The organism is Streptomyces sp. NPDC058001 (assembly GCF_042886315.1).
GTDB lineage: Bacteria > Actinomycetota > Actinomycetes > Streptomycetales > Streptomycetaceae > Streptomyces.
Genome location: NZ_JBHVQT010000014.1, coordinates 238,807 through 250,972 on the forward strand (window position 1 = coordinate 238,807; position 12,166 = coordinate 250,972).

The 12,166-nt window shown below is 71.0% G+C and carries 12 protein-coding genes, 1 tRNA gene and 1 pseudogene; 5 read left to right on the forward strand and 9 right to left on the reverse strand.

From position 1 onward, the window contains the following. Positions 1-17: 17 nt before the first annotated feature. On the reverse strand, positions 18-1,394 hold the full coding sequence (locus ACFVT5_RS32715) for an aspartate aminotransferase family protein (RefSeq protein ID WP_389895451.1): 1,377 nt from the start codon (positions 1,392-1,394) through the stop codon (positions 18-20). Between the two features lie 98 nt (positions 1,395-1,492). On the opposite strand from ACFVT5_RS32715, the gene ACFVT5_RS32720 reads away from it, so the two are divergent. After that, positions 1,493-2,389: a LysR substrate-binding domain-containing protein gene (locus tag ACFVT5_RS32720; RefSeq protein ID WP_389895453.1), complete on the forward strand. Its 897-nt coding sequence runs from the start codon at positions 1,493-1,495 to the stop codon at positions 2,387-2,389. Positions 2,390-2,637: 248 nt separating this feature from the next. On the opposite strand, the pseudogene ACFVT5_RS32725 reads toward ACFVT5_RS32720, so the two are convergent. After that, positions 2,638-2,853 (reverse strand): annotated as a pseudogene (locus ACFVT5_RS32725) (SDR family NAD(P)-dependent oxidoreductase); the annotation flags it as partial. 52 nt (positions 2,854-2,905) lie between these two features. Here ACFVT5_RS32725 and ACFVT5_RS32730 point away from each other — a divergent pair. After that, positions 2,906-4,057 carry a lactonase family protein gene (locus ACFVT5_RS32730; RefSeq protein ID WP_389895455.1) on the forward strand — a complete coding sequence of 384 codons (1,152 nt, stop codon included), beginning with the start codon at positions 2,906-2,908 and terminating at the stop codon, positions 4,055-4,057. A 92-nt stretch (positions 4,058-4,149) separates the two neighbouring features. Here the strand turns inward: ACFVT5_RS32730 and ACFVT5_RS32735 are convergent. Continuing rightward, positions 4,150-4,223, reverse strand: a tRNA-Pro gene (locus tag ACFVT5_RS32735). A gap of 179 nt (positions 4,224-4,402) precedes the next feature. On the opposite strand from ACFVT5_RS32735, the gene ACFVT5_RS32740 reads away from it, so the two are divergent. The 3 genes from ACFVT5_RS32740 to ACFVT5_RS32750 all read left to right on the forward strand — a co-directional run bounded on the left by ACFVT5_RS32740 (position 4,403) and on the right by ACFVT5_RS32750 (position 6,653). Further along, positions 4,403-5,107 (forward strand): transketolase, encoded by a 705-nt coding sequence (locus ACFVT5_RS32740; RefSeq protein ID WP_389895458.1) that lies wholly within the window; start codon positions 4,403-4,405, stop codon positions 5,105-5,107. A 44-nt stretch (positions 5,108-5,151) separates the two neighbouring features. Then, on the forward strand, positions 5,152-6,051 hold the full coding sequence (locus ACFVT5_RS32745; protein ID WP_389895460.1) for a transketolase family protein: 900 nt from the start codon (positions 5,152-5,154) through the stop codon (positions 6,049-6,051). A 131-nt stretch (positions 6,052-6,182) separates the two neighbouring features. Then, entirely contained in the window at positions 6,183-6,653 is a 471-nt protein-coding gene (locus tag ACFVT5_RS32750) for a carboxymuconolactone decarboxylase family protein (RefSeq protein ID WP_389895462.1), read from the forward strand. Positions 6,654-6,667: 14 nt separating this feature from the next. On the opposite strand, the gene ACFVT5_RS32755 is transcribed toward ACFVT5_RS32750, so the two are convergent. The 6 genes from ACFVT5_RS32755 to ACFVT5_RS32780 all read right to left on the reverse strand — a co-directional run bounded on the left by ACFVT5_RS32755 (position 6,668) and on the right by ACFVT5_RS32780 (position 12,142). Beyond that, on the reverse strand, positions 6,668-7,984 hold the full coding sequence (locus tag ACFVT5_RS32755) for an MFS transporter (RefSeq protein WP_389895664.1): 1,317 nt from the start codon (positions 7,982-7,984) through the stop codon (positions 6,668-6,670). 300 nt (positions 7,985-8,284) lie between these two features. After that, positions 8,285-8,644 (reverse strand): MmcQ/YjbR family DNA-binding protein, encoded by a 360-nt coding sequence (locus ACFVT5_RS32760; RefSeq protein ID WP_389895464.1) that lies wholly within the window; start codon positions 8,642-8,644, stop codon positions 8,285-8,287. A gap of 95 nt (positions 8,645-8,739) precedes the next feature. Beyond that, entirely contained in the window at positions 8,740-9,273 is a 534-nt protein-coding gene (locus ACFVT5_RS32765) for a GNAT family N-acetyltransferase (protein WP_389895466.1), read from the reverse strand. Beyond that, on the reverse strand, positions 9,270-9,929 hold the full coding sequence (locus ACFVT5_RS32770; RefSeq protein ID WP_389895468.1) for a helix-turn-helix domain-containing protein: 660 nt from the start codon (positions 9,927-9,929) through the stop codon (positions 9,270-9,272). The genes ACFVT5_RS32765 and ACFVT5_RS32770 overlap by 4 nt, the downstream gene beginning before the upstream one ends. Before the next feature lie 39 nt (positions 9,930-9,968). Then, entirely contained in the window at positions 9,969-10,892 is a 924-nt protein-coding gene (locus ACFVT5_RS32775; RefSeq protein ID WP_389895470.1) for a LysR family transcriptional regulator, read from the reverse strand. Between the two features lie 32 nt (positions 10,893-10,924). Next, on the reverse strand, positions 10,925-12,142 hold the full coding sequence (locus ACFVT5_RS32780; protein WP_389895472.1) for a glycine C-acetyltransferase: 1,218 nt from the start codon (positions 12,140-12,142) through the stop codon (positions 10,925-10,927). Positions 12,143-12,166 lie beyond the last annotated feature (24 nt).

The following is a 12,166-nucleotide window of genomic DNA, read 5'->3' on the forward strand; positions in this document are numbered from 1 at the left end:
GATTCTCCCCAGGGTGCTCAGAGTGCGGCGCAGGTGTCGCCGATTGCCTGGTCCAGGATCGTCAGGCCGAGCGACAGTTCCTCCTCGGTGGCCGTCAGGGGTGGTGCGATCCGGAAGACGCCGCCCATACCGGGGAGTTGGACGATGTTCATGTGCAGACCGAGTTCGAGACAGCGCCGGGTGACCCGCGCGCCCAGTTCGTCCGAGGTCCGCTTCGTCTCGCGGTCGACGACGAGTTCGAGCCCGGCCAGCAGACCTCGCCCCCGGATGTCGCCGACGACCTGGTGACGCCCGGCGATGTCCTCCAGGCCATGGCGAAGGAACTCGCCGAGCACCCGGGCGCGTTGGTCGAGTTTGTCGCCGATCAGGACATCGAGGACGGTGTTGCCGACGGCGGCCACCAACGGGTCGGCGGCGTGCGTGGTGAAGAACAGGAACCCGCGCTCATGCGCCTCCTGTTCGATCTCGGCGCTGGTGATCACGGCCGCGAGAGGCAGTCCGGCGCCCAGTGTCTTGGACAGCGTGAGGATGTCGGGGACGACGCCGTCGCGCTCGAACGCGTACCAGGTCCCGGTGCGGCACAGGCCGGTCTGGGCCTCGTCGAGGATCAACAGCATGCCGCGTTCCCGACACTTCTCCTTCAGCGCCGCGAAGTACCCGGGCGGCGGCTCGATGATCCCGCCCGAGCTGAGGATCGGCTCGACCAGGCACGCGGCCAGGCTGCCGGTCGACTGCGCGTCGATCAGATCGAAGGCGAAGTCCAGTTGGCGGCCCCAGTCCAGCGAGCCGTCGGCGTCGGTGAAGTCGGGCCGGTACGCGTTCGGTACGGGGATGGCGAAGTTGCCGGGCGCGGCCGGACCGTAACCCTTGCGGCCCGCGCTGTAGGTGGCGGACGCGGCGGCCTGTGTCATGCCGTGCCAGGACCGTGCGAACGAGACGATCTCGTGCCGGCCGGTGACGAGTTTGGCCATCCGGATCGCGGCTTCGTTCGACTCGGCACCGGTCGTCAGCAGCAGCGCCTTCTCCAGCGGCGCGGGCAGGGTGCCGGCCAGCCGCCGGGCGAGGTCGACCACCGGGCGGCTGAGCATGCCGCTGTAGAGGTGGTCGAGGGTCGCGATCTGCCGCTGGACGGTCGCGACGATCTCCGGGTGCGAGTGGCCGAGGATCGCGCTCATCTGACCGGAGGTGAAGTCGAGGATCTTCCGGCCGTCCGCCGTGAACACGAAGCTTCCGGCGGCGCGGTCGATGATCTCGCGGGTGAACTCTCCTCCATAGCGCACGAGGTGCCGGTCGGCGTCGGCCCAGAAGGATTCGGCGGAGGGCGACGGGGTGGGCGAGAAAGTGGGCGAGGGCGAGGGCGTGGGCGCGGGCGCGGGAGTGGGTGAAGCAGCCATGTCCTAGACGGTAGGTCGCGCCGGAGCGACACGTCCATCTCACAATTCCGGCTGTCCTGTTCGGCACAACCGCACAACCGCACAACAATGGTCACGTGATGAACCCTTGGAGGCTGCGGCTGCTGAGCCTGCTGGACACACTCGGCACCGTCCGGGCGGTCGCCCACGCCGCCAATCTGAGCCCGTCCAGCGTGTCGCAGCAGCTCGCCGTACTGGAGACCGAGACGGGCACACAACTCCTGGAACGGACGGGACGCCGGGTGCGGTTGACCTCGGCCGGGCTGATCCTCGCGCGACGCGCGCGAGCGATCCTCGATCACATGGACAGCGTCGAGGAGGAGCTGCGCGGTTTCGGCGAGGAACCGGCCGGGCTGGTGCGGTTGGGGGCGTTCCAGAGCGCGATCCACACCATGGCCGTACCGGCGGTCACCCGTCTGGCACGTGAACATCCGCACCTGGACGTCGAGTTGCTGGAGCTGGAGCCGCACGAGAGTGTGCCCGCGCTACGGGTCGGCGAGGCGGACATCGTCATCACGACCACGGACTTCGGGGAGCTGCCGCTGGGGCCCGACCTCGACCTCGTACCGCTGGCCACCGACCCGATCGTGCTGGTGGTGCCGCCCGAGCACCCCGCGGCCGGGCGCGGGACGGTGGACCTCTCGGCGTACGCGGACGAGCCGTGGGCGTTCGACGTGCCGCAGTCGTACATGGCGCATCGCGCGCTACGACTGTGCCGTCAGGCCGGGTTCGAGCCGCGGGTGGTGTGCCGGTTCAGCAACTACATGATGACCCTTCGGCACGTCGAGGCCGGCCTGGCGATCGCGCTGCTGCCCGGCCTGGCGGTCGACCACCGCTACCACGTCGCCATCAGGGAACTCGCGACGCCGGTGACCCGCACGATCACAGCGGCGATCCGCCGGGCCTCACCGACACGCGCGGCGGTACGCGCCGTACTGGACGCCCTGCGCCACCCTGAGGCCCTGCCACCACAGTGACCGACCCCGGCCGGCGCACGACCGTCCACGATGAACGCGGAAGGAATGGCGAAGCCCGTGTTCTTCACGATGTCGCCGAGCCGACGTGATCGCGGGCGGGGCGGGCCAGGAGACGTAGCGAGAGGTCCCACAGCCGGGAGGCGTTGACGGGGTCGACGGCGCGGTGGCGCGGTGGCGCGGTGGCGCGGTGGCGCCATGATGCCCGCGTTGTTGACGAGGACGTCGAGCGGCCCGTCCCACTGCGCCGCGAACGCCTCGACGCTCTCGACCTTCGCCAGATCGAGGTCGGCGACGTGCACCCGCGCGCCCCCGACGCTCGCGGCGATCTCACGTGCCGCCGCCAGGCCGGATTCCCGTCGGCGCACCCCGAGGGTCACCTCCGCACCAGCGCCGGCGAGCGCCCGCGCGGTTTCGAGTCCGATACCGGAGGAACCGCCGGTGATCACCACCCGCTTGCCCGTCATGTCGATCCCGGCGACGACCTCCTCGGCGGTCGCCGTGGGCGGGAATCCACTGATGATCCTTTCGGCCACGGGATTCTCCTTTCCTTCCGATGCCGTCCATCTCCTCGTCGGTGTCGGACTCGTCACCCATCTCCACCAGCGGCGCCCCACGGCCGGCTCTGGGCCTGTGCCGCGCGACCCGGACGCCGTCGCGATCCATGTCTTCCGGCTGGATCCGACGACGGGCTCGCTGACGCCCCTCCAGCAGATTCCGGGTTCCGGTCCGGCCTGGATCGAGGTCGATCCGTCCCGCCGTTTCCTCTACGCCTGCCATTCGCTCTCGGGCACGGACACACCGCGAGTGGGTGATGTCGTCGCCTACGCGATCGACCCGCGCGACGGCACACTGACTCTCCTGAACCGGGCGTCCCTGGGCGACAGCGGCCCCGCCCACCTGGCGGTCGCGCCCGATGGACGGCATGTCGTGGTGGCCAACTACTTCTACGGCGAGTACGTCGTCCTGCCCATCGGGAAGGACGGGCGGCTCGGGCCCGTCAGCGGCTCCCTGCGCAACACGGGCAGCGGACCGCACCCGCGCCAGGACGCGTCACATCCCCACGCCGTCACCTTCGACCCGTCGGGCCGATTCCTGGGAACCGCCGATCTCGGCATCGACAAGGTGGAGATCCTCCGACTCGCGGACGGCGGGCTCAAGCGGGTCAGCGAGGCGTCGGTCCCGCCCGGGACGGGCCCCCGGCACATCGCCTTCTCGCACGACGCCAGGACCCTCTATGTGCTCGGCGAACTCGACGGGAACATCACGGCCTTCGCCTACGACTCCGCGACCGGAACAGTGGGCCGCACGCTCCAGACCGTCTCCACCGCACCCGCCGACCACACCGGAGGACAGAGCGGTGCCGAGATCGCCGTACATCCGTCCGGGCCGTTCCTCTACGGCTCCAACCGTGGTTCGGGGACCATCGCGGCCTACCGGATCACCGGTCCGGCCGGGCGGCTCTCCCCCCTCGGCTTCGCCACGGAGGGCGTGAACGGTCCGACCAACTTCGCCGTCGATCCGTCGGGCCGGTGGCTCTACGTCAACAGCACCCAGGGCAACAGCGTGGTGCAGTTCGCCGTCGATCCCCGGAACGGTGAGTTGAAGCCCACCGGCAACGCCACTCCCGTACCCGCACCCGGTGTGATCGCCTTCCGCACACCGGACTGACCTGGTCCGCCGACCTGACCGATCCCCAAAAATGATCGAGGGCCGATTTCGGATGACTCCGAAATCGGCCCTCGATTTACGACTCTCACGAGTCGGGACGACAGGATTTGAACCTGCGACCCCTTGACCCCCAGTCAAGTGCGCTACCAAGCTGCGCCACGTCCCGTTGCTCGTCTGACCTGGGGTTTCCCCGGACCGAACGACCACGGAAACAATACCGCACTCCAACCGATGATCGCGCACCCCTTTTGTCCGGTGGCCCGAACAGGGCGTCGAGGACCGCACGACACGCCGTACGGGGAGATCGCTTGACCCCAAGCGTGCTTGAGGTTGCACGCTCCAAGCATGACGACAACAGCGACGCACACATACGGCTACGCGGACCTTCCCCAGCTCATGGGCCTGATGACCGGCGACGAGAAGCACGGCCCGGCGGCGACCTCGACCCTCGACGCCCTCTGGGTGCTGTACGACCGGGTCCTGCGGGTCTCCCCCGGCACGGCCGACGATCCGGAACGTGACCGGTTCCTGCTGTCGAAGGGGCACGGCCCGATGGCGTACTACGCGGTGCTCGCCGCGAAGGGCTTCGTGCCGGAGGGCTGGCTGTCCGGGTTCGGGTCCTACGACTCGCCGCTCGGGCACCATCCGGACCGGGTGCTGGTGCCGGGGGCCGAGATCGGCAGCGGGTCGCTGGGGCACGGGCTGCCGCTGGCGGTCGGCACGGCGCTCGGGCTGCGGGCCCAGGGGCTCGACGGGCCGCGTGTATGGGTGCTGATCGGTGACGCCGAGCTGGACGAGGGCAGCAACCATGAGGCGCTGGCCTTCGCGGGTCCCGCCGGTCTCGACCGGCTGCACACGGTCGTGATCGACAACGCGTCGGCGAGCCACGCCCGGCCCGGCGGTATCGCCGCCCGCTTCGAGGCGGCGGGCTGGTCCACGGCGACGGTCGACGGCCGTGACCACGACGCCCTGTACGCGGCCTTCACCGCACCGCACCCGGGGCGTCCGCACGCCGTCGTCGCCCGGGTCGAGTCCAAGACCGCCGCCTGACCGCCGTCCGACCGCTGCTCGACCGCTGAGAAGGAAGAATCATCATGGACACGATGCGTGACCGTTTCGCCCCCGTCGTCTCCCGGCTGCTCGACGAGGACCCCCGGGTCGCGGTCGTCCTGGCCGAGATCGGCAAGGACGGCTTCGAGGAGGCGATGCACCGCCATCCGGACCGGGTGATCAACGTCGGGATCCGGGAGCAACTACTCGTCGGTGCGGGCGCGGGGATGGCCCTGACCGGGCTGCGGCCGATCGTCCACACCTTCGCGAGCTTCCTCGTGGAGCGGCCGTTCGAACAGGTGAAGCTCGACTTCGGCCATCAGGACGTGGGCGGGGTGCTGGTGAGCGCCGCGGCGTCGTTCGACTGGCCCTCCGGTGGCTTCACGCATATGGCGCCCGGTGACGTGGCCCTGCTCGACACGCTCGACGGCTGGACCGTCCAGGTGCCGGGCCACCCGGACGAGGCCGAGACGCTGCTGCGGCACGCCGTCGCCGCCGACGACGACCGTGTGTACGTCCGCCTCTCGATCCAGTCGAACAAGGAACCGCTGCCGGTGGACGGTGAGCACTTCCTCACCGTCCGCGAGGGCCGCCGTGGCGTGGTCGTCGCGGTGGGCCCACTGCTCGACCAGGTCCTCGCCGCGACCGAGGGCCTCGACGTGACGGTCCTCTACGCGACGACGGTGCGCCCCTTCGACGCGGCCTCGCTGCGCCGGGCCACCGATACGGCGACGGCGGACGTGGTGCTCGTCGAGCCCTACCTCGCGGGCACCTCGACGCCCGCGGTGAGTGACGCCCTCACCGAGGTGCCGCACCGGGTCCTGGCTCTGGGTGTCGGCCGGCGGGAGCTGCGGCGGTACGGCCAGATCGAGGAGCACCTGGCGGCGCACGGCCTGGACGCGGTGTCGCTCCGAGAGCGGATCACAGGGTTCCTCGGCAGGTAGGAGCCCCGGCCGGGCCGTAGTCGCGGCCACGACGTGGATCCGGTAGATCCGAGCGCCCGTTCCTGTCACATCTCTTCGAGCCGATCCGTCAGTGGGGTGTAAGCAACCAGCGACGACAGAGGAAGCTCACCATGGATGCTCGTTTGAACCTCTTCGCCCCGGGCACGGCCAAGGCCCTGAAGCACTTCACCTCGGCGGGCAAGGCCCTTGAGGACTCGACACTGTCGACCGCGACACAGGAACTGGTGAAGCTCCGTGCCAGCCAGATCAACGGCTGCGGCTTCTGCACCGACATGCACACCAAGGAAGCCGCGCACGCCGGGGAGTCCTCGGTACGCCTCAACCTGGTCGCGGCCTGGCGGGAGGCCACCGTCTTCACCGACGCCGAGCGCGCCGCCCTGGAGTTGACGGAGCAGGGCACCCGTATCGCCGACGCGGCCGGTGGCGTCACGGACGAGGCATGGGCGAACGCCGCCAAGCACTACGACGAGGAGCAGCTCGGGGCTCTGGTGTCCCTGATCGCCCTCATCAACGCGTTCAACCGGTTGAACGTCATCGTCCAGCAGCCCGCCGGCGACTACCAGATCGGCCAGTTCGGATAGCCCCTGGGTTTCTCCTAGCCGGCCGGGCCGCCCGAGCCCGAGTCCGCGCGCGGTCTGCCGTCCCTTCCCGAGAGCCGCTGTGCCGGTCCGGGCGGGGACGGTTCGCGTGGCACCGCCAAGTTGGCGCCGGTGCGCGGGAGGCTGGTGTCGGCGCGGACCAGGCCGCGTATCGCCGGGACGGCGAGCAGGGCCGCCGCGACGAGCAGTGTGGTCACACCGGCGGAGAGCAGGACCCGTTCAGCGCCGACCAGTTGGGCCGCCGGACCCGCGAGGGCCTGGCCGACCGGCATCATCGCGAGCGAACCGGCGACGTCATAGGCGTGGATGCGGTTGAGGACGTCCGGCGGGACCTGGGTCTGAACGCTCGTCGCCCACATCACGCCCCAGAACGACATTCCGGCACCGGCGATCGCCGCGCCCGCCGACATCGCCTCCACCCCGAGCTGTGCCCCGACGGAGGCGGGGAAGGCCGCGAACGCGAACAGGGCGATGGCACCGGCACGCAGCATGTGGCGGGGGCGCAGCCGCAGGGCGATCAGCCCGCCGACGACCGTGCCGGCCCCGAGCGCCGAGTTCACCAGTCCGTACGCGCGCGGCCCGTGTTCCTGGATGACGAGGGTCGCCACCAGCGGAACCGTCGGGCCCCATACCGCGATCATGTAGACGCACCAGATCGCGATGACGCCCCAGAGCCAGGTCCGCGATCTGAACTCCCGCCAGCCTTCGACGAGATCGGCCCGGAAGCCGCTGATCCGTGCCTGTGTGCCGGGGGCGGCCGGGGGCAGTTTCAGCAGGATCAGACAGAGGGCGCTGAGCCCGTACGTCGCCGCGTGGGCCGCGAAGACTCCGCCGGGCGACGAGAACGCGACGAGGAGTCCGGCGAGCGCGGGTCCGGCGAGTTGGGCGGCCGACTCGGCGACGCGTATCGCGCCGTTGGCCGCCTGCACATCGGCGGCCAGGCGCGGCACGGTGCTGGCGACACCGGGCTGGAAGATCGCGGACGCGGCGCCGTTGACCGCGCCGATGACGCAGATCTCCCACAGGACGACATGGCCGGAGAAGAAGAAGACCGCGGCGAGGGCCTGGCTGACGAGCCGCACCAGGTCGGCGCCGATCATCAGCAGGCGGGTGCTGAAGCGGTCAGCGAAGACGCCGCCGAAGATGACGAGGCCCGCGAAGCAGGCGACGGACGCGGCCATCGCGAGACCGACGGCCCCCGCGCCGTATCCGTGCTGGAGCAGACCGGCGGCGAGCGCCACCGGCAGCATGGTGTCACCGAGTTTGGCGACGGCACGCGCGGTGAAGAACAGGCCGAAGTCCCGCGACCACATGCGCTGCCGGTCGCCCTCTTCGATCCCGGCCGCCCGCTTGCGTCCTCTTGACGGCGGCCACCATGACGACAACCCGGACCTCACAGTCCGCACCCCTCCCCGCCCCTGTCGGGGCCCCTGTTCCTGTCCGAGGTCCCGCCCGGTGTCCCGTGTGATGATCCAGACGTCCCGCGTGATGATCCAGCGCTTCCCGTGCCCGCCGCCACAGGTTTTCCGACCCCCGGTCCCACCTGCCGGATCAGGTCACGGCGGCACCGAAAGCGGTTTCGTCCGGGGCCCGTTCAGCCCGTCACCGAACGATCAGCCCGTGGCCGGAAGCCCCAGATTCGGGTGGGCCTCCAGGAGGCGGGGCGGCGCGGCCTGGCGCCAGGAGTCGGCGAGGATGTCCGTCAACTCCCCGTCGCCCTCCAGCGCCGACAGCCGTACCCGCACCCACGCGAACTGCGCCTCATGGCCCGCGATCCAGAACTTCCGCGGCTCCGCGAGGACCAGTTCCTCCCGCTCCTCCTTGGGGCAGCGCACCGCTATGGACGACTCGTCCTCGGGCAGGGTCGCGAACATCTTTCCCGCGACCCGGAACGTGGGCATGCTCCAGGCGGTCTTCTCGCTGGTGTCCGGCAGCGAGAGGGCGATACGGCGTACATCGTCGGAGTCCGGCATGACAAGAACCGTAACCAACGCCACTGACAATCACCCCTCCTCGGCCCATAGCCCCTCCCCCGACCGCCCACCGGCGCCCACCGACTCACACCGGCTCACGCGGCGATCGGCACCGTCCGCTTGTAGAACAGGGTCGTGGCATGCGGGATGCCGTACGGATCCGTCGCGTAGTCGGGGATGGTCCCGGCCCACTCCCATCCGGCGGACCGGTACAGGCCCTCGGCCGGGCTGTCGGTCTCGGTGTCCAGGTGGAGCAGGGTGACGCCCGCGTCGGCGGCGCCGTGCTCGGCGGTGGTCAGCAGGGTCCGGCCGAGGCCCTGGCCCCGCGCGCGGCGGTGCACCATGAGCTTGATGATCTCGGCGCGGTGCCTGCCGTTCGGCTTGTCCGCGAACTGGACGCCCACGGTGCCGACGATCCCCTGGGCGTCACGCGCGGCCCACAGGGCGAGCCGGCCGCTCTCGACGGCCGTCGACAGCCCCCGCCACCAGTCGGCGGCGGTGGCGCGGTCGAGCGACTCCATGAAGCCGAGCGAGGAGCCGCCGCGTACGGTGTCGACGAGCAGGTCCCCCAACGCGTCCGCGGAGTTGAGGAGTCGGGCGGCCGTCAGCCGCTTCACGCGCGTCGTCATGGCCGCACCACGACCACGGCGTAGCGTGCCGCGCGCGGACCCGGGCAGTGGAAGCGGGTCGCGCCCCAGAGCCGGAAGCGCAGGCAGTCCCCCGCGTCGAGGACGTGTTCGGTGCCCTGGACGGTGAGGTGCAGGCTTCCGTCGAGGACCCAGATGTGCTGTTCCATCCCCGGTACCGGCGGCCGGTCGTAGGGCACATCGGCGCCGGGTTCCAGGCGGCCTTCGACGACCTCGCCGCGCAGGCCGGGGTGCGGCGGGGACACCGAGCGCCGGACGAAGCCGGACGCCGGGTCCTGCCACACCGTCTGGGCGGCGGCCCGCACGACCTCGGCGGACTCGGTCTCGACCTCGCTGAGCAGATGGGACAGGGTCCGTCCGTACACCGCGCAGAGCCGGTTGAGGAGCGAGGCGGTGGGGCTGATCTCGGCGCGCTCGGCCCGTGACAGGGTCGAGCGGCTGATGCCGCTGCGCTCCGCCAACTCGCCCAGCGACCAGCCGTGTTCGGCCCGCAACTCGGCGAGGCGCACGGCGAGCCGCGCATCGACGGCGTCCACGGCACCGGAGTCGACGGAACTGGAGTCCACGCCGCCGGAGTCCACGGCGGTGGGCGACCCGTCCGGCAAGGCGGCGGCCCCACCCTGCTGCTGCATTCCCATATCCGGGACGCTATCCCATATCCGGCACAAGGGAAACCCTCAGGAGAACTCCGCCGCCCCCGGAAAGTCCCGCACCCCGGCCAGCGCGTCCAGGACCGGCCTGATCAGCGGATGCGCCTCCGTTCCGCGCCGTACCGCCGCGAACACCCTTCGGGTCGGGGCGCTGCCGTCCACCGGGCGGACCACGACCCCGCCGAGGTCCATGTCCCGCAGCGCGGAACGCGGGACCAGAGCGACGCCCGCGTCCGCCGACGCCAGCGCCACGACCGCCCGGAAGTCGTCGGACTGATGCTCAAGACGCGGCTCGAACCCGGCGTGCTCGCAGGCCAGGACCACCACGTCATGGCAGGGGTTGCCGGGATACGGTCCGATCCACGGGTCCTTGGCGAGGCCGGCGAGCGGGATTCGGTCCGCCCCGGCGAGGCGGTGACCGACGGGGACGACGGCGTCGAAGGGCTCGGCGTAGAGCGGGACGCGGGTCAGCCGGGGGTCGTCGGCGCCCGGAGCGCCCCGGTACTCCACGGCGACCGCGACATCGACCTGCCGGTCCAGGACCATCCGCAGGCTGGCGTCGCCCTCCGCGTCCCGGACCCGTACCCGGATACCCGGGGCGGTGCCCGCGAGCCGGGCCAGGGCGGGCGCGACGACCAGGCCGATACCGGTGGCGAAGGCGGCGACCGTGACGGTGCCCGCGTCGCCGGAGCCGTACGCGGCCAACTCCGCCTCGGCGCGCTCCAGTTGGGCGAGCACCTCATGGGTGTGCCGGAGCAGGATCTCGCCCGCCGGGGTGAGCCGTACGCCCCGGGCGCTGCGCTCGACGAGGCGGTGCCCGGTCTCCTGCTCCAGGGCGGTCAGCTGCTGCGAGACGGCGGACGGGGTGAGATACAGCGCGGCGGCAGCGGCGGTGACCGTGCGGTGGTCGGCCACCGCACGGAGGATGTGCAGCCGCCGCGCTTCGATCATGCGACCGATTCTCGCAGGGTTTCGGGGTGCCGTTACGCGGGGGCTTCCCCCTGGCTCTCCGCGCTGAGCTGGGCACGCGCGGCCACGAAGGCGTCCACGGCGCGGTGCACGTCCTCGGTCGAGTGCGCGGCCGACAGCTGTACACGGATACGGGCCCGGCCCTGCGGCACCACGGGGTACGAGAACCCGATGACGTAGATCCCTCGGTCGAGGAGCAGTTCCGCCATGCGCGCGGCGACGGCGGCGTCACCGATCATGACGGGCGCGATGGCGTGGTCGCCGGGAAGTACGTCGAAGCCCTCCTCGGTCATCCGGGACCGGAAGAGGGCGGTGTTGTCGGCGAGCTTGCCGCGCAGGTCACCGGCCGATTCAAGGAGGTCGAGCACGGTGAGTGAGGCGGCGGCGATCACGGGCGCGAGGCTGTTCGAGAAGAGGTAGGGGCGGGAGCGCTGGCGCAGCAGGGCGACGATCTCGGCGCGGGCCGCGACATAGCCGCCGGACGCACCGCCGAGGGCCTTGCCGAGGGTGCCGGTGATGATGTCGACGCGGTCCATCACGCCGTGCAGCTCGGGCGTACCGCGTCCGCCGGGGCCGACGAAGCCGACGGCGTGCGAGTCGTCGACCATGACCATCGCGTCGTACCGGTCGGCCAGGTCGCAGATCTCCCGCAGCGGGGCCACGTAACCGTCCATGGAGAACACGCCGTCGGTGACGACGAGGCGGCGGCGGGCGCCGGACGCCTCCTTGAGCTTCTGCTCCAGGTCGGCGAGGTCACGGTTGGCGTACCGGAAGCGGCGGGCCTTGGAGAGGCGGATGCCGTCGATGATCGAGGCGTGGTTCAGCGCGTCGGAGATGACGGCGTCCTCCTCGCCGAGCAGGGTCTCGAAGACTCCGCCGTTGGCGTCGAAGCAGGAGGAGTAGAGGATCGTGTCCTCCTGCCCGAGGAAGGCCGACAGACGCTGCTCCAGCTCCTTGTGGACCTCCTGCGTACCGCAGATGAAGCGCACCGACGCCATGCCGTAGCCCCAGCGGTCCAGGGCCCGGTGGGCGGCGGCGATCACATCGGGGTGGTCGGCGAGACCGAGGTAGTTGTTCGCGCAGAAGTTGAGGACGGCGCCGGGCCGCCCGCCGGCCGTGACGCCGACGGTCGCGGACTGCGGGGTGCCGATGACGCGCTCGGGCTTGTGGAGTCCGGCGGCGCGGATGTCGTCGAGGGTGGCGCGCAGGTCGTCGCGCACGGAGTCGAACATGGGAAGCTCCTAGAAGTACTTGCG